The organism is Marinomonas sp. FW-1, from assembly GCF_005222245.1.
GTDB classification, from domain to species: domain Bacteria; phylum Pseudomonadota; class Gammaproteobacteria; order Pseudomonadales; family Marinomonadaceae; genus Marinomonas; species Marinomonas alcarazii.
The window spans coordinates 3488369-3504099 of the sequence record NZ_CP025987.1 but is presented as its reverse complement, the minus strand read 5'-3'; the positions used below and the strand labels follow the sequence as shown (position 1 = coordinate 3504099).

At 44.9% G+C, this 15731-nt stretch carries 16 protein-coding genes; 3 read left to right on the top strand and 13 right to left on the bottom strand.

Annotated features, from left to right (window positions below; translation table 11 throughout):
• The first annotated feature begins 12 nt into the window (after positions 1-12).
• Positions 13-1890 carry a DUF294 nucleotidyltransferase-like domain-containing protein gene (locus C1X04_RS16290; protein WP_137170507.1) on the top strand — a complete coding sequence of 626 codons (1878 nt, stop codon included), beginning with the start codon at positions 13-15 and terminating at the stop codon, positions 1888-1890.
• A complete protein-coding gene (locus C1X04_RS16285; RefSeq protein ID WP_110576717.1) occupies positions 1891-2553 on the top strand; it encodes a 3'-5' exonuclease in 663 nt (220 codons plus the stop codon).
• Positions 2554-2643: 90 nt separating this feature from the next.
• On the opposite strand, the gene C1X04_RS16280 is transcribed toward C1X04_RS16285, so the two are convergent.
• The 4 genes from C1X04_RS16280 to C1X04_RS16265 form a co-directional block, all read right to left on the bottom strand.
• The gene (locus C1X04_RS16280) at positions 2644-3447 is read right to left on the bottom strand and encodes a UDP-2,3-diacylglucosamine diphosphatase (protein WP_137170506.1); all 804 of its coding nucleotides are present in this window, start codon (positions 3445-3447) and stop codon (positions 2644-2646) included.
• Between the two features lie 87 nt (positions 3448-3534).
• A complete protein-coding gene (locus C1X04_RS16275; RefSeq protein WP_137170505.1) occupies positions 3535-5307 on the bottom strand; it encodes a GGDEF domain-containing protein in 1773 nt (590 codons plus the stop codon).
• A gap of 301 nt (positions 5308-5608) precedes the next feature.
• Positions 5609-5794, bottom strand: a complete 186-nt coding sequence (locus C1X04_RS16270) for an RSP_7527 family protein (protein ID WP_110576714.1) — start codon at positions 5792-5794, stop codon at positions 5609-5611.
• A 106-nt stretch (positions 5795-5900) separates the two neighbouring features.
• Positions 5901-6797, bottom strand: a complete 897-nt coding sequence (locus tag C1X04_RS16265; RefSeq protein ID WP_137170504.1) for a helix-turn-helix domain-containing protein — start codon at positions 6795-6797, stop codon at positions 5901-5903.
• A 293-nt stretch (positions 6798-7090) separates the two neighbouring features.
• Here C1X04_RS16265 and pobA point away from each other — a divergent pair, with 293 nt between their 5' ends.
• Positions 7091-8293 (top strand): 4-hydroxybenzoate 3-monooxygenase, encoded by a 1203-nt coding sequence (gene pobA, locus C1X04_RS16260; protein ID WP_110576712.1) that lies wholly within the window; start codon positions 7091-7093, stop codon positions 8291-8293.
• Between the two features lie 103 nt (positions 8294-8396).
• On the opposite strand, the gene C1X04_RS16255 is transcribed toward pobA, so the two are convergent.
• From C1X04_RS16255 to C1X04_RS16215, 9 genes are all read right to left on the bottom strand, one after another.
• Positions 8397-8729: a PBPRA1643 family SWIM/SEC-C metal-binding motif protein gene (locus C1X04_RS16255; RefSeq protein WP_110576711.1), complete on the bottom strand. Its 333-nt coding sequence runs from the start codon at positions 8727-8729 to the stop codon at positions 8397-8399.
• 108 nt (positions 8730-8837) lie between these two features.
• Positions 8838-9866 carry an LPP20 family lipoprotein gene (locus tag C1X04_RS16250; RefSeq protein WP_137170503.1) on the bottom strand — a complete coding sequence of 343 codons (1029 nt, stop codon included), beginning with the start codon at positions 9864-9866 and terminating at the stop codon, positions 8838-8840.
• Positions 9867-9868: 2 nt separating this feature from the next.
• Positions 9869-10495, bottom strand: a complete 627-nt coding sequence (locus tag C1X04_RS16245) for a penicillin-binding protein activator LpoB (RefSeq protein WP_217494976.1) — start codon at positions 10493-10495, stop codon at positions 9869-9871.
• Positions 10496-10559: 64 nt separating this feature from the next.
• A complete protein-coding gene (locus tag C1X04_RS16240) occupies positions 10560-12227 on the bottom strand; it encodes a hypothetical protein (RefSeq protein ID WP_137170502.1) in 1668 nt (555 codons plus the stop codon).
• A gap of 234 nt (positions 12228-12461) precedes the next feature.
• Positions 12462-12938 (bottom strand): protein-export chaperone SecB, encoded by a 477-nt coding sequence (gene secB / locus C1X04_RS16235; RefSeq protein WP_110576708.1) that lies wholly within the window; start codon positions 12936-12938, stop codon positions 12462-12464.
• 90 nt (positions 12939-13028) lie between these two features.
• Complete coding sequence (grxC, locus tag C1X04_RS16230) at positions 13029-13280, bottom strand: glutaredoxin 3 (RefSeq protein ID WP_110576707.1); 252 nt, start codon at positions 13278-13280, stop codon at positions 13029-13031.
• A gap of 11 nt (positions 13281-13291) precedes the next feature.
• Positions 13292-13711: a rhodanese-like domain-containing protein gene (locus C1X04_RS16225; protein WP_110576706.1), complete on the bottom strand. Its 420-nt coding sequence runs from the start codon at positions 13709-13711 to the stop codon at positions 13292-13294.
• A 197-nt stretch (positions 13712-13908) separates the two neighbouring features.
• The gene (locus C1X04_RS16220; protein ID WP_137170501.1) at positions 13909-14712 is read right to left on the bottom strand and encodes a DUF1338 domain-containing protein; all 804 of its coding nucleotides are present in this window, start codon (positions 14710-14712) and stop codon (positions 13909-13911) included.
• 118 nt (positions 14713-14830) lie between these two features.
• Positions 14831-15700: a LysR family transcriptional regulator gene (locus C1X04_RS16215; RefSeq protein ID WP_137170500.1), complete on the bottom strand. Its 870-nt coding sequence runs from the start codon at positions 15698-15700 to the stop codon at positions 14831-14833.
• Between the last annotated feature and the right edge of the window lie 31 nt (positions 15701-15731).

Below are 15731 nucleotides of genomic sequence, written 5' to 3'. Positions count from 1 at the left end.
GAGAATAATAAAATGGCTGCGATCGACATTCCTGAAGTACATAAATTTATTGAAGCTACTCCGCCTTTTTCCAGCTTAAGTTTACTTGAACGTAAGCAATTGCTGACGGGCGTTTCTATGCTGTATGTGCGGCAAGGTCAGACCTTAGTGTTGAAAGGCGAGGCCGCTACTGTGCATTTAATTCGTCGTGGTGCTTGCGAAATTCGCACACCAAAAGGTGGGCTGGTGGATCAAATTGCTGATGGTGAATGTTTTGGCGTGTCCAGTGTGATGGCGCAAAACCCGGATGGTTTACAAGTGGTCGCCATGGAAGACAGCTTAGTATACCGCTTCGATAAGAAGCGCTTTATGGAAACCTTGGAAAAGAGCGAAGCCTTTGGGTTGTTTTTTGAGCACACTCAACTCAATCGTCTACGCAAACTATCTCGTAGCCAAAGTAACGAAATGGCGTCTCCCGCCTTGCAACTTTCGACACCTGTTTCGCACATAATGACACGGCAGCTGATTCTAGCGACGCCTGAAGAAACAGTTCAGGCGATTGCCATGCGCATGACCGAAGCGCGAGTGAGTTCCATATTAGTGGTAGAGGGCGACAAGCTTTCTGGCATCGTCACGGATCGAGATTTGCGCTCGCGTATTTTAGCCCTTGGCGGCTCGGCAGATTCATTAGTAAAAGAGGTAATGACACGAGCGCCTATTAATTTGAGACCTGATGCCTTGGTGATGCAGGCACAGACTCTGATGAGCGAAAGTAATATTCACCATTTGCCTATTGTCGATGAAGAACAAAGAGCCGTCGGCATGTTAACCGCCGCCGATTTGTTGCGACATCAAGAACTGAGCCCTTTGTTATTGATCAATCAAATTCATCGTCAGCAATCGATTGAAGATTTGGCTCGCGTTTGCAAACAATGGCCGACCTTGATTATCAATTTGATTGTGACCGATATGAAACCCGCTGATGTGGGCAAAGTACTGGCGACTGTCAGTGATAATCTGACGCGTCGTGTCATTGAGCTGGCGCTGGATAAATTGGGCAAAGCGCCGATGGCATTCCAATTTCTGGTATTTGGTTCACAAGCGCGACGTGATCAATCGTTAGGCAGTGACCAAGATAATGGTCTGATGTTAGAGCGTGAGCCAAATTCAGAAGAAAGCCAATACTTTGCCGATTTATCCGAATTTATCTGCCAAGGCTTGGCGCTTTGTGGTATTCGCCTTTGTCCTGGTGACATCATGGCGAGTAATCCTGAATGGCGAAGAACAACGTCTGGTTGGCAGCAAGCCTTTTCCACTTGGATCAAAAGCAGCGCGCCTAGTGCCTTGCTTCACGCGAGCATCTTTTTCGACATTCGTTGTGTGTATGATTCGGGAAGCAAGCAAGGCGATGCGGTGAATGACCTGATTAAAGCCATGCAGTTAGAGGTGAGCAAAAACAGTGTATTTTTAGCCACCTTGACGCGCACCGCGTTGGCAAGTAAACCGCCACTGGGCTTTTTTCGACATTTTGTATTGGAATCCTCTGGTGAGCATAAAAACCAGCTTGATCTAAAGCACCAAGGCTTGGCTTTAATTAACGATCTAGCGCGTTTGTATGGCTTGTCATGTAAGGTTTATCGGGCAGGCACCTTGGATCGAATTGAGCAAGCCATTCGTGAAAAACTTATCAGTGTCGATACTGCTCGAAATTTGATGGACGCTTGGGACAAACTTAATGGTCTGCGTTTGGAAGCCCAAGGACGACATTGGCAAGCAACCGGTAAAGCCAGTGCGTATTTGGATCCGAAAGACTTGAGTTCATTAGAGCGCAAACACCTGAAAACCACTTTTAGCATCATCAACGATGTACAAGACGTGGCGCAGCAGCGTTTTTTAAGGGGTTATAGTTAGATGTCGTTTGACCTTTTTCACAAACTGAATGCTTGGCATATTTCACGTCAATCACTTAAAAAAGCGTGGTCTGAATGGGATTATCTCGTGCTAGACATCGAAACCTCTGGGCTAGACGCGAAACAAGATCATATCGTCAGCTTTGGTTGGGTTTGTATTCATAATGGCGCGATCGCATTGGATACAGCAAGACACATTGTATTGGATAGCGCGCAAATTGGTGACAACGTCGGCATTCACATGATTACCGATTCAGATGTTCAGCAGCAGGGGAAGAAGCAAGAAAGCGTGTTGCGTTACTTACGGCACCTACTACGCGAACGCGTCTTAGTGATGCATCACGCGCCAATGGAGTTGGGATTTTTAAAACAAGCTTGGCAAACCGAAAGCTTACCGACATTCTCGGCTAGCTGGCTAGACACACTTGCTATTGAACGCACCAAAGCCAACCGATCCCAGCAACCCATCCAAGACGGCGGCTTTCGCCTCGGCGCCTGCCGAGAACGCTACGGCTTACCAGAATACCAAGGACACGACGCCTTAACCGACGCCTTAGCCACCGCAGAACTACTACTCGCACAGATCGCCTACCAAGGTAGAGACTGCCGACTACACGACCTAAACCAAATGGGGGGCGGAAGAGTGAGGTTTTCAGTACGTTAGCGTATCAAACACGTCATTCCCGCGAAGGCGGGAATCAAGGGCTTATGGTCATCGACAATAATATCTGGCCTTTTTACTTTCCCTTTCTTCCTAACTCCTAGCTGGCAGTGGCGATAATCCCCAAGCTTCTTCTTTTGGTTCTGTCGCTAAGATTCTTGGGTTTTCCGACCAATGTATTAGGCTCATTTCCCCTGCGGCGGATTCGGTTAATGCTGTGCAGTGTTCAACCCAGTCTCCGTCGTTGCAATACAGAACATCGTCTTTGAGTTGAAAAGAGGCGAAGTGAATGTGGCCGCAGATGTAGCCGTCGACTTTTTGGTTTTTGGCGGATTTTAGTGCGGCGGTTTCAAAGCGTTCGATAAATTCTTTTGCTTTGCTGATGTGGCTTTTTAAATAGCCTGCCAATGACCAATAAGGTAAGCCGAAAAAGCGTCTGACGCCGTTTATCCATTGATTAAGGGATAACATTAAGCCGTGAGCTTTGTCGCCTATGGCAAGCATGAGTGGGCTGATTTTCACCATTTGATCGAACTCATCTCCATGGCTGACATGGAAGGTGCGACCGTTTGCGCTTTTATGACGAGCGTTGAGTTTTATGTCAATTCCAGAAAGCGTCTGTCCAGCAAATTGACGAAAGAAGGCGTCGTGATTTCCAGGAATATAAATGACTTTAGTGCCAGACTTTGCCATCTCTAGTATGCGCTCGACAACCTGATGATGAGTATCGATAAAGTAAGCGCGATGACGCATTTCTTGTAGGTCGATAATGTCACCAACGAGATACAGGGTATCTGTTTTAATTGTCTGCAAAAAATCCAATAAGTGTATGGATTGGCAGGATTTTGTGCCGAGGTGTACATCAGAAATAAATACCGAACGAAATGTCGTCTGCATAAGCGCCTCCTAGACTGTCTATTCTTAAGGTAAAGCCGCTATGTGACAGAGTTGTGAGAGCTTTGTGACAGTTAGATCACAGTATGTTTAACAGGCATTGTCTAATAGGTACGACGATGTATTCGGTTGCAAATAAATGTTGTTGCCGCCTTTTTGCTTGGCCGATTTTTTTGCTTGCGCCGCGCGTTCTGCCACTTGGTGATGGTTCTTACATTGCTTTGGATTAGGGTGAACAACGCCAATGGCAAGACTTAAAATTGGATGGAATAGCATCTCGCCTTGACGGTTTTTGGTCCAGACTCCACCTTCTTCGAGGGTTTCAGCCGAGTAGAATTCTTTCACCTGATTGGCGAACTTTTCTAGGATGTGTTCGCATTGCTGCTGCCAAAGTGGGTCGCCAAAAATAACCACAAAATCATCACCACCGATGTGGCCGATAAAATTGTTATCTGGGTCGACGATGTCTTTGATCAGCGAGCCAACCAGTTGAATGACTGCGTCGCCTTTTGAGTAGCCAAAAAAATCATTAAATGGCTTAAAGTCATTTAAATCGAAATAGGCTACATAAAAATCTTCATTGGCTAATAAGCGACGACTGACTTCTCGGTGGATCGGAACATTGCCGGGCAATAACGTCAGTGGATTGGAGTAGGTGGCGTTTTGAATTTTTAGTTCCGTGATGCGTTTTAATAGATCCCGTAGATGACCCGTGCCGATGAATTTTCCGTCTCGTACAACAATGATTTCATTGTTGAAGGTTTCCGCTTCTTGATTGGTCATCAAGGTTGAAACACTGGATAAACTGACATTGCTTTCCACCACCAGTATATCACTGCTCAGTAAATTGGTGACGGGTTTGTGCTCGTATAACGCTCGCCCATAGGGCGTGGAGAAAAGTTCGTGCAGCTGATGGCGACGAACAACGCCCACAGGTTCGTTTTTGCTGTTGACCACAGGCACAGCAACTAAGTCTGGCTGCTTTTTGAAGTGCTGAGAGGCGTCTTCTAATAGGCTTGTTTCTTGTAAACAAGGCGTTGGTCGGCATAAAGTTTGTACTGTTTCTGCATGGTCATGCTGAAACTGAGAACGTCTTTGCGCTTGCTTCTTTAAATAGAGATGCGTCGAAAAAGCAGGGTTTTCCACTGGGCGGCCAAGGAAGTAGCCCTGACCTAATGTCACGCCAATTTCGATCAGCTGATCTAGCTCTTGTTGCGTTTCGATGCCTTCTGCAATGAGGGTGCAGTTGAGGCGTTGGGCAATGGTTAGAATAGAGCGTACAAACTCACGTTTGATTTCGTCTTTGTCGATTCCTTGAATAAAGTGCTTGTCGACTTTGACTATGTCTGGCTGCAATTCAGACCAAAGTTGTAAACCTGAATACCCCACGCCAAGGTCATCAATGGCCACCTGAAAGCCCATCTTTCGATAGTGTTCGACACTGCTGCGTGGCAGACCATTATGGTCGTATGGGTGTTGTTCGGACAGTTCGATGACTATGTCTTTTTGATCCAATCCAAGCTCATTTAATATCGCTAATGTCATGCCGGATTGATGATCTGGTGAGCCTAATAGTGAGGCGCTCACGTTCAAAAAAAGGCGGCCTTTAAGCGATAGCTTGGCGAATTTGGATAACGCTTTTTCACGACACAGTAGTTCTAGTTTGTGCAGTTTTCCTTCTTGCTGAGCGAGAGTAAAAAGAGGGTCTGGAGAAAACAGCGTGGAGTTCATCGGGCCGCGAGAAAGTGCTTCGTGCCCATAAATTTCGCCATTACTTAAATTATAAATAGGCTGGAAATAGGGTGTGATTAACCCATTGGCTAGGATTTTCTCAAGCAAAGTAATGTCGGCTTTTTGGCTCATTGTTCCTCTAATGTATCTTAATCAGACAAGGGAAAGAGGCATTATTTTATGTCACATTTATGACGTTTTAATGACTGGAAAAGTGAGCGAAGTGATTGAAGTCAATAAAGTATGAATGGTTTTTAAGGAAGAGGACCCCGTTACCGGATCGATTTATTATTCTTGCCTTTCGATCATCGGGAACATTGGGTTCTTTAATGGCGGTGTCTATTTGCTACCGCTACGGTTATTACTTTCTCTTTTAATGAGTAATAACGGTGGCAGTCAGTCCAAATAAGCTCGACCAAAAAGTGGTTGTTGCTTAGTGCTGTGGTGTAGATTTCAAAGTACGGTTACTAGTCGTTAGGTTAGCAAAGAATGCTTTTACACTTGCTACGGCACTTTTCATGGCTGCAGATAGGTATGCGCGACGCAATTCATATGCTTTTTCTACGTAATAATCAGCATCAAGGTTACCAAAATCATCATATTTAAGATCGTTTTTCATAGTAAATCTCCTAAAAAGTTAAGTCATATTCGACACTTGTTATTCTAAGATTTGACCAATCATTCAGCAAACGATCAATTTTCAGCTAATAGATTAGATAAATTCATCATATGGTGGGCAGGTTAGTCAGTGCCCTGAATTTACCTGGTGGTATGCCTGTAGAGCGTTTAAAAAAACGGGAGAAGTAACCGGGATCTTTGAAGCCTAAGTCGTAACTTATTTCTTCGACTGAGCGAGCGGTATAAATAAGGCTGCGTTTGGCTTCTAGTAATATTCGTCCATGAATTAAGTCGAGTACACTTTGATTGAAAGCGGCTTTACTGAGTCTATTCAAACGGCTGGTGGATGTGCCCAAGGCATCGGCGTATTGGTGACTTGTCCAGTGTTCTCGGTAGTGATTTTCTATTAATTCTTTGAGTTGATGTGCTTGGCTGGTTTCTGTTTTGTTGGTCGTACTCTGCTCGCCATTCATTTGCTGTCGATGCAGCAATAATAGAATCGCCTTGATCAAGTACTCACTCATTAGGGCGCGTCCTTCGCGTATATATGAGAACTCGCCTTCGAGTTGTTGTATCAGTGGCCAAAGCTCAGACAACATACTGCGTTGGCCATTGAAGTCGATGTAGTAGGCTTTGCTAAGCAGTGGCTGGATATATTTGGCGGCTTTTTCTTTGTAAGCATCTTCGAGTAGCGGTTCAGCAATGGTGATGACTCGCCCATCTGTATCTGGCGCAAAGCGAAAACCATGCACAACACCGGCAGGCACAATAATCGCCCATGCGCCTTGGAGTTTTTGCTGTTGATCATCGAGCTGAACTTTTACCTCCCCCGATTTCACAATCAGAATCTGAAAGAGTTGCGCATGTCGATGAGGGTTGATTTTCCAGCCTAACCCTCCGCTGCGGGATTCTATATCTTCTATATGGAAAAATTCAGAGTCATTAATCCAGCTAGATTCACCATATAGCCCAAAGTGTGGGATGTCGGTTTTGTGCTTTTGCATCTTGTTCTTCTTATTTTAAAAGTGACATAAATGTACTTTCCAAGAGTGCTTATCAATTTGTTAAAAAAGTACAAATAAACAGGTATTTACCGATATTTATAGGGGAAGTAGCGAAATAAGTCACTTTAATTTCAGAAAATAGTAGCAGCTCAAAACAATGAGTTTGATCAAAAAGTACAATTTTTTGAGTGAAAATCACCTAACGTCCGCTGTGTTTATCTTCCATTATGGTTGTTATAAAGAAGTTGATCACTGAGTCGACATCGAAAAATAACAATAAATTGGAGAGAAACATGAAAACGCAAGTTGCCATTATTGGCGCAGGTCCATCCGGTTTATTACTAGGCCAACTATTAGCAAAGCAGGGCATTGATAATGTCATTATCGAGCGTGTCTCTGGCGAATATATTTTAGGACGAATTCGTGCCGGTGTGCTTGAACAAGGTATGACGGATTTGCTTCGTGAAGCGGGCGTTGGTGAACGAATGGACCGTGAAGGGCAGGTGCACCACGGTGTAGAATTAGCATTTAACAACAAACGTGTGAAGATAGAGTTAGAAAAGCTGACTGGTGGTAGCACTGTGATGGTGTATGGCCAGACGGAAGTGACCCGCGATTTGATGGAAGCTCGCGCTGGTGCAGGTTTAACCACCTATTATGAATCCAGTAATGTGGTTTTACACGATGTGAAAACCGATTCTCCTTACGTTACTTTTGAACAAAATGGCGAGCAACATCGATTGGATTGCGACTACATCGCCGGTTGTGATGGTTTCCATGGTGTCTCACGTCAAACCATTCCTGAATCATCCCGCAAAGAATTTGAGCGTGTTTATCCGTTCGGTTGGTTAGGCGTGTTGTCTGATACTCCGCCAGTTAATGATGAATTGATTTATTGTAAAACGGACCGTGGTTTTGCCATGACCAGCATGCGTTCAGCTACTCGCTCTCGTTACTATCTTCAGGTGCCTCTTACTGACAAAGTAGAAGATTGGAGTGATGACGACTTCTGGACGGAATTAAAACGCCGTCTGCCTGATGACGTGGCCGCTAAGTTAGTGACAGGACCAAGTATCGAGAAAAGCATCGCACCACTGCGCTCATTTGTTTGTGAACCAATGCAATACGGCAACTTGTTCCTTGTTGGTGATGCGGCTCATATTGTACCGCCAACCGGTGCGAAAGGTTTGAACCTAGCAGCGTCAGATGTGGCGACCTTGTATAAGGTAATGACACGGGTCTACAAAGAAGGCGACAAAGAGTGTATCTCTCAGTATTCGGATATTTGTCTGCGTCGTGTTTGGCACGGAGAGCGCTTCTCATGGTGGATGACCAGTATGTTGCATGACTTTGGTCAAGGTGATGTGCATGACACGGATGCGGCAACTCACGAAAAATTCATGAGTTCTGAGTTGAGTTTTTACACGGATAACGAAGAAGGCCGCCGCATTATTGCGATGCAGTATGTTGGTCTGCCTTATGAAGATCTGGCTTAGCGGTCAAACATGACGTTGCGCTAAAAAAAATAGCGACAATCTAAACTAGATTGTCGCTATTTTTGTCTGATACACACTCAATTAGTCTGAAGTGCTTAGCGTTTTAGCCGCAGCACTTTTTGTATTTCTTGGTGCTGCCGCATGGGCATGGGTCGTTACGTTGCGGTGTTTTTTCAACGATCTGTGGTGCAGGTTTGTTAAGCACCATGTCCAAAGGCGTAATGTCTTCGGCAGCTTCGCTGTTAATCGTAATCTCTGCAATCAAGTCGTTGGCGACCAAGATAGCGTTTATTTCACGTTCACGCTCAGGCGTCTGTACTTGCAAAATAAGCGGATTTTCTGCGCTGCCCGGTTTTACTTTAGGCTTAGGCTGATAATTACCTAGGTTATGCTTACCCATGATATCGGGTCTACCACGATAAAAGAATTTTGACACAGGTGTTCCTAATGATACGTAAAACCACTCACAGCGAGTGGTTTAATGCCGCGCAGTCTAACAGAATTTAGAGCACATAGCGTATATCTTTCATGACGTTGGAAGGCGTTAATCCAAGCGAGTTAGCCAAGTAAACATGGCTTCGATCGCTTGCTTTGACCAATTGTAAGATGCTTGCTCTTGGGCTTTGCCTAGATTTTTTGCAATACCTCGGGCGCTGACTGTCCATGACGCCAAGCGTGAACCCGATGGGTCGATCAGTTCTAAAGTACCGTCTTCAAAAGCATAAAAACGTCCATCTTGCTCTTCGGTATGTTGGGCTGTTTTGCTATTTAGCTTGAAAAGCGAACCGCTTTTGGGGGTTAGACCAAAATGCGACAGAGCGCTGGCTAATTGGTCAGCTTGTTTTGTTGAGGAAACATCAAAGCCATAATGGCTGAGAGCGAGATTAAGTCGCTTTTCTATTGCTTGGATGTCTGCGTCCGCTTTACCTGCACTGGTGCGCTCAACGGAGTATAGGGTTAGCTCATCGACATAGGATTTGCGTTGGGCAAAATACGGAATAAGCTGCATGTAGGTTTGCCAATCCTGCGGTGCAGGATATTGGTCGTCGGCAGTGCTTAGCAAAGCCGCTTCTTTACGAATCGTCGCGTCTGTGTCGTTTATTGCTACCTTGAGTTTGGCAACAATGCGGCGGCGGTCAATGGATTGCATGGCATAGACGTAGTTTTCCCCAGCAAAGCGTTTTTCATTTTTGGTTTGCTCTAATTCGATCGGGGACGTGGTGACTTGAGTGTAGGCGGTTTGTGTCTTGGAAACTTGTTCTCCGCCTTGTCCAGATCGAACTTGCGTATCTTGGGTATTAATCTGGCTAACTTGGGTTCGAAGCTGTTGAGCGATTTGAGCATTGCCGTTTTGCTCAGCCTGAGTAAAGGCGAGGGCAATGTTTTCAATACGCGGAGCACTACCGACACCGTAAAGGTGGTTGTTATCCCGAGGCGGAGACAACACCCAGTCAGGTATGGTCTCTGATGCTTGCTCGGATGAGGTCATTAAACCTGCACAGCCCGTTAGGCTGAGTAATAGGCCCGTTACCATTATCCAGTTATACGGTGTTGGTAAAGCGGAGAGTTTCATTGTTAGAAAAAGCCTTTGTCTGCCAATTTTTTGATTTTCTTCTGACCGTTCCAAACTTCACGGTTGGTCGTCATATCAATCAATTTAAGGTCAACTTGATAGAAGCTTACACGCTGGTCGCCATTAGAGTCCACTATGGAGTTGATGGTGCCAGATAGGGCGAAGCCTGCACCTTGTTCTAGACCAAATTTAGCAACGGTGTCTGGTGCTGCGTTCAGTTCTTGCTCTTCACGTTCGCTGCGGACTTCATCTCGTTCAGCGCCTGATACCACAAAATCGACCTTACCAGCACGTAACAGGCTGCGTTTAATGTCATTAATGAAGGTATCAACAGGAATGTGTTCAGACGTTTTGTTACGTATGCTTTGTACGATAACCGTCGGGTTGCCTTTATTGCTGAAGTTATAGTTACGGAACCATGGGAAGGTGAGCATATCGTTCATCATTTCTTCTGCAACCAGACGAGAGTCTGTGTCATTCCAGCGGTCAGACAGCATGACATCTTCATTGGTATCAAGACGTTTTACACTGCCAGAACAGGCTGTCAGTAATAGAGTCATGGAGAGGGCGACAAGCGCTTTCCACGATAGCGAAATCAGATTCGGCTGTTTAAGAGTTACGATGCGCATAATTTTTTCCTTACGTCCGTTTTAGCCTGATGCCAAGCCGTTAGTATAATCAATTTAATAGAGTCTAATAGGGGTTGCGAAGATTCCAAAGCTTAATTTCATTGGCTTCTAAACTGACCTCACCGAGGGAAAAGGATTTTTTGTTTACCTTGTAGTCTGGAGTGTAGTTGCCAGGTGGAAGAGGCTCCCGTGTGAGTCTCACTTGTGCTGGCAGTGTGAGCCAATTTCGTGTGTCTGCTGCGGATGAGGCAAACACGGCAACTTGGCCGATTAGGTTTAAAAGCAAAGCGACATTTTGATCCTGCACACTTGATGACGCTTGATAAGCTAGCCAACTGCGAAGTAATTCTCTTACTAGGCCTTCATAAATATCTCGTTGTGCTTGAGCCAGTTGCTCTTGAAAAGCGATGTCGGCAAGGGACGTCATTCGTATCGTGCTCTTAAACGGCGCAATGGATGGCGTATTGACCTCTAGCGTTGGCTGGTGTTGGTCCAGTGTAAAACGTTGATAATAGGGAACAGTAACACGAATGGTTTGTTCTGTTAGTAGTCGATCAATTTTAGCGTCGTATAATTGCCGCCAAACAGGTCGACCAAGAATAACGCGCTTGGTAAAAATACCTGAAAATGTGCCCCATGCGCCGCCGGCTTTGTAGTTGGCGATCAGGTTTAGCGGGTTTATGTCCGCGTATACCATGGTAAACCAGCGAAATGAATCGTTTGCCGCTTGGTTGCCGCCGCCATGAAGAGGTTCAAGCACCAGCGAATAAGCTTGAGGATCGGCGTATAGCAATAGGGTCATTTCGCTTTTATCGGGAATAAAGCCCTGGTGTTCTAGAACCACTAACTCCGCATCGCCTTGCTTGTAATGGGCGAGAGTGGCTTGCATGTCTGCAGACAGTTTTGTGTCTATCTTTTGTTGAATTTCGCTTTGACTGAAACCGCCTTTTTGCATCATACGAATGGCATCTAACCAAGCGCGATCAGCGGTTATGTTAGGCAAAGCGTATTGTTTAGCATAACCGTCTTCGTATAACTGGGCCGCTTTTTCGTAACTGATACGCGCATCGTCGTATTCACCGTCTATCTCATATTGCAGCCCCGCCAAATAACGCGCCCAAGCGTCATCACGGTAAAGGAATTTGTCTGTGTCGCGTCCGCCAGTATAAAAATCACCGAGCCAACTTAATGCTTTCATGTAAAAGGCTTGGTTTTCTTTGGCGTTTAGGTCTTGGTAGCTTGGGTTTTGCGCACGAATTTCGTTTAGCTTTATGTCTATGCGTCTTACTTCTACCAGAGCGGCATCATTGAGCTGACGTTTTTTAGAGCGGTTCTTTTCTTGTTCAGCCAGAGCGAGGTAGTTTAAAGATTTGAGGTAACTAATATAAACGCGCTCTAGTCCGCTGCCGCGATAGTCGCCTTGCCTTGGGTTGCTGATCAGTGCCCAAGAACGATTCGAAAAATTATCAGGGAAAAAGGTATCGCTTAATTGCTCGGCTTTTTCTAGTAACGTATTGCTGCGTTCGTAATCCCCTTGGTTTTGTGCAAGCGCTCCAATTTCCATGTAATACAGCAAGGCATCCTGCTTGTTGGATAACACCTCTTCGAGCTGCGCTTCCGCTTCTTTCCATTCGCCAGCTTTAGCCAAACTTAAGCCTGCTTCAATATCTTGCTGGTAGGTGGCGCAGCCACTTAACAGGCTCATACTAAGCCAAAGAAGGAGCAACCTCACGTTACATTCCTTTTTCTAAAAACTGGTTTACGACAAGAACGCCAAACAAGGCAAAGCAACCGAGATAGAGAATTAACCAGCGGGCTCTGAGGCAATTAGGACAAGGTTTCTTTTTCTTCTTCATCACAGCTTCCATAATACGGAGAGGTTTATATAGTCTATTATGCAACAAAAAAAGGAAGCGAATCGCCTCCTTTTTTAAAACCCTAAACTGCGTATTTCAACCAATAAATATTATTGTGTTGTTTCAGCTTGCTTTTGTAGGCTTTCGACATACAGCGCATCAAAGTTGATTGGCGCAAGCATGATCGCTGGGAAGCTGCCTTTTACCACAATCGCGTCAATGTTTTCACGTGCGTAAGGGAACAAGGTTGCTGGGCAGAAAGCACCTAAAGCGTGGTGTAGTTGCTGATCGTCAAGACCAGAAATAACAAACAGACCGCCTTGTTGAACTTGTACTAAGTAGCCAGTCTCGCCTTTGTTTTTTACCGTTACGGTAATTTCTAGAACAACTTCGTATACACTTTCACCCACTTGGCGGCTTTTCGTGTTTAGCTCTAAGCCAACTTCTGGTTTCCATTCTTCTTGGAAAATCATTGGTGAACGTGGTGATTCAAAAGAAATATCTTTTAAAAACACACGTTGCATGGAAAGTTGTGGTGCTTGCGCTTCTTGTGTTGCTGCTTCTGGCGTTTCCGCTGTCTCGGACATCTTCGTTCCTTTTTATGATTTCTATGGTTTTGTATAGCGATGGTTATTGCGTTTATTTACTCTATGTTGGCGTAATATTAGCGGCTACTTTTATGCAAGTAAGGCGTCTAATTTTTTCTCGCGCTCTAGAGCATATAGATCGTCACAACCACCAATGTGTTGTTCACCAATCCAAATTTGTGGGACGGTGTGACGACCACTTTTTTCCATCATTTCTTGTCTTAACTCACGCTCTCCGTCAACGCGGATTTCGTTAAAAGCAATGTTTTTTGCTGATAACAATTGTTTTGCTCTAACGCAAAACGGGCAGTAATCACTCGAATAGATAGTTACGGTGGTCATAATAGTTACTCTTACCCTTTAACCAGTGGCAGGTTAGATGATTGCCATTCTGCAATGCCACCTTGAAGTTTATATACTTTACTAAAACCTGATTTTTTAAGGTCTTTTGCGCTTGCTCCAGACGTTACGCCAGATTTACAAACTATAATGATGGGGGCATCTTTATGTTTCTCAAGACGTTTTAGATTGTCTTTCATTTTCGTCGCAGGAATATTCATCGCACCTGTAATATGACCAGTGGTGAATTCTTTGGCTGGACGAATATCGACAATCACAGCGTCTTCATTATTCATTAGATTCGTTGCCGCAGAAGGTGTTAGCCCCTGAGCTCCGCCTTTGCTTTCAACGAAAAGTAGCGTGGCAAGGATCGCAAAAAAGACGGCGACCATTTCCCAGTGGTTCATAGAAAATTCAATTAATTGGTTAATCATAATAGTAGGCTCATATTTAAACTGCGAGCATTATACACGCCCTGATGGATCGGTACAGGCTCTCAGGAACTACTTTTGCTTGTCGCATCACATAAAGGTTTTTATCACACAAAAGTGACAAAGGTATGATAATACAAGGCTTAGAATGCAAAAACGAGCCACTTGGGCTCGTTGTGTGATGCGGTTTTTTCTGTCAGTTACTTGGTGTTGGTGGAATCAAATATTTTATCGGCGTTGCCTTCGATAAAACTATCAAACAGCTCGCCGTTTGGCATGGTGTGACGACGAGCAAATTCATAGAAGCAGCTTGGGATGGTTTTTTGCTTACCATCAGCAAAGGTGTAATCGATCTTGTCTGCCATGGTAGAAGACTGCTCCAAGAAGGAGTCAGGTGTGCCTTTTACTAAACCACCCACTTGGTTTAAAGCGTAACCCTCTTTTAACAATAGGGCGTTGACGTCTTCAATCGTAGGGAATTTTTGTAAGTGGTTAATGCTAACGGTGAAATGGTTGGCTTGTAGTCCCATGGTCGATAACCACGCAGCGTATTCGCTGTGCTCGGCTAGCGTCAGGTACTCCGCTTGCGTGGGTGTTTCCCACAGTTTGCCAGCCCAAAAAATGGCGGGAGATTGAACCGCATCACTGGGAATTTGTGCGACAAACTTCGCAATGATGTCTTGGCATTCGGTAGGAAGCTCTTCAACCAGCAATTCAGATAGGAACACTTTTGGGGAATCTGCATCGGTTTTATGCTTATAGCAACGAGCCTTTAAGTGTTTGCTCTCGAAAATAAAGGCGCCGTAGGCTTGGTAGCCAAGGGCTTCAAGTTGAGGCTCTAATTTCTCTAATGACACAGGTGAATTATTGAACGTGCGAAAAGCAACGTGGTCATTAAGAACCGTCTCACCGTGGTCTTTAAACAATTGTTGAATGCGATGTGCTTGTGGTGTGACGTCTGTGTAATGATCCCATAAGGATGCGAAAAAATCGGCGGGCTTCATGGAATGCTCCTGAGTTGGAAAATGTTGAAAGAGGTCATCTCTATCGAATAAGACTTACTCTAATCCACTGCTGACAAAAAATGCAAAAGGTAAAAATGCACTGTGTAATGCATAAAAGTTATGCGAGCCGATTTTCTGGCGTGTTCTTGTTCACCAACAATTGCTGTTTTGCAGTCAAAATTGTGTTTATCAGATGCGCGGGAAAACTGCGCTCTTTTTTATGGGCTAAGCCGACGACACGTTTTAGTTTTACATCATTTAATGGCCGTAAACACAGGTCATTACGTCCCCGCGAAGAGTGTTCTGGAATCAGCGAAATGCCTAAACCTGCCGCCACGAGATCCAACGCATACTCTTCTGTTTTTACCTGAGCACGAACATCGGTAGTGAGTTCTTGTTTTTGCATTAAGTAGTTCCATGATTCCAAAATGTCGCATGGCGTTCGGGAAATAAAGGGTTGCTTGTCGATCTGTTTAATGGATAACGAAGGAAAGTCTGCTAACCAATGATCCAATGGCATGGCGATAACATAGTCATCTTCCCAAAGGGGATAAAACACGTCTTCTTCACTGGTGTAGCGATGGCAGGTAAAACGCAAGTCGGCACTTTCTGATTCATCAACCAGTTTTAAAGTCAGTCCATGCACTTCATCAAGCATGGTTTTGATCACCTGACTGATCAGCGAACCCGACAAAAAAGGCGTGAGAGAAATAGACAAGGCAAGTGGGGCGGGTGTGTCTGTAAATAAGCTGCGCATTGCACTGAGATCGCTGACCATTTTACAGGCGTAAGGATAAAGCTGTGAGCCGCTGTCGGTTGGGGAAACACCTTTCGAATGGCGAACAAAGAGTTTGGTATTTAAATCATCTTCTAATTGCGACATCGTGGTCGATATAGACGGTTGTGCCACAAAGCAGCGTTTTGCGGCGGCGCTTAGGCTGCGCTCTTCGTAAACGGCAATAAAATAACGTAATGATCGTATGTCCATCGTTATGCTCTTTTGTGAGTGATCTCAGCGT

Excerpts from the sequence above, each read along its gene's own strand:
- C1X04_RS16270 (WP_110576714.1), bottom strand. The coding sequence starts at position 5,794 with ATGAAAAACGATCTTAAATATGATGATTTTGGTAACCTTGATGCTGAT.
- C1X04_RS16265 (WP_137170504.1), bottom strand. The coding sequence starts at position 6,797 with ATGCAAAAGCACAAAACCGACATCCCACACTTTGGGCTATATGGTGAA.
- pobA (WP_110576712.1), top strand. The coding sequence starts at position 7,091 with ATGAAAACGCAAGTTGCCATTATTGGCGCAGGTCCATCCGGTTTATTA.
- C1X04_RS16250 (WP_137170503.1), bottom strand. The coding sequence starts at position 9,866 with ATGAAACTCTCCGCTTTACCAACACCGTATAACTGGATAATGGTAACG.
- secB (WP_110576708.1), bottom strand. The coding sequence starts at position 12,938 with ATGTCCGAGACAGCGGAAACGCCAGAAGCAGCAACACAAGAAGCGCAA.
- C1X04_RS16275 (WP_137170505.1), bottom strand. The coding sequence starts at position 5,307 with ATGAGCCAAAAAGCCGACATTACTTTGCTTGAGAAAATCCTAGCCAAT.
- grxC (WP_110576707.1), bottom strand. The coding sequence starts at position 13,280 with ATGACCACCGTAACTATCTATTCGAGTGATTACTGCCCGTTTTGCGTT.
- C1X04_RS16220 (WP_137170501.1), bottom strand. The coding sequence starts at position 14,712 with ATGAAGCCCGCCGATTTTTTCGCATCCTTATGGGATCATTACACAGAC.
- C1X04_RS16285 (WP_110576717.1), top strand. The coding sequence starts at position 1,891 with ATGTCGTTTGACCTTTTTCACAAACTGAATGCTTGGCATATTTCACGT.
- C1X04_RS16280 (WP_137170506.1), bottom strand. The coding sequence starts at position 3,447 with ATGCAGACGACATTTCGTTCGGTATTTATTTCTGATGTACACCTCGGC.
- C1X04_RS16225 (WP_110576706.1), bottom strand. The coding sequence starts at position 13,711 with ATGATTAACCAATTAATTGAATTTTCTATGAACCACTGGGAAATGGTC.
- C1X04_RS16290 (WP_137170507.1), top strand. The coding sequence starts at position 13 with ATGGCTGCGATCGACATTCCTGAAGTACATAAATTTATTGAAGCTACT.
- C1X04_RS16215 (WP_137170500.1), bottom strand. The coding sequence starts at position 15,700 with ATGGACATACGATCATTACGTTATTTTATTGCCGTTTACGAAGAGCGC.
- C1X04_RS16245 (WP_217494976.1), bottom strand. The coding sequence starts at position 10,495 with ATGCGCATCGTAACTCTTAAACAGCCGAATCTGATTTCGCTATCGTGG.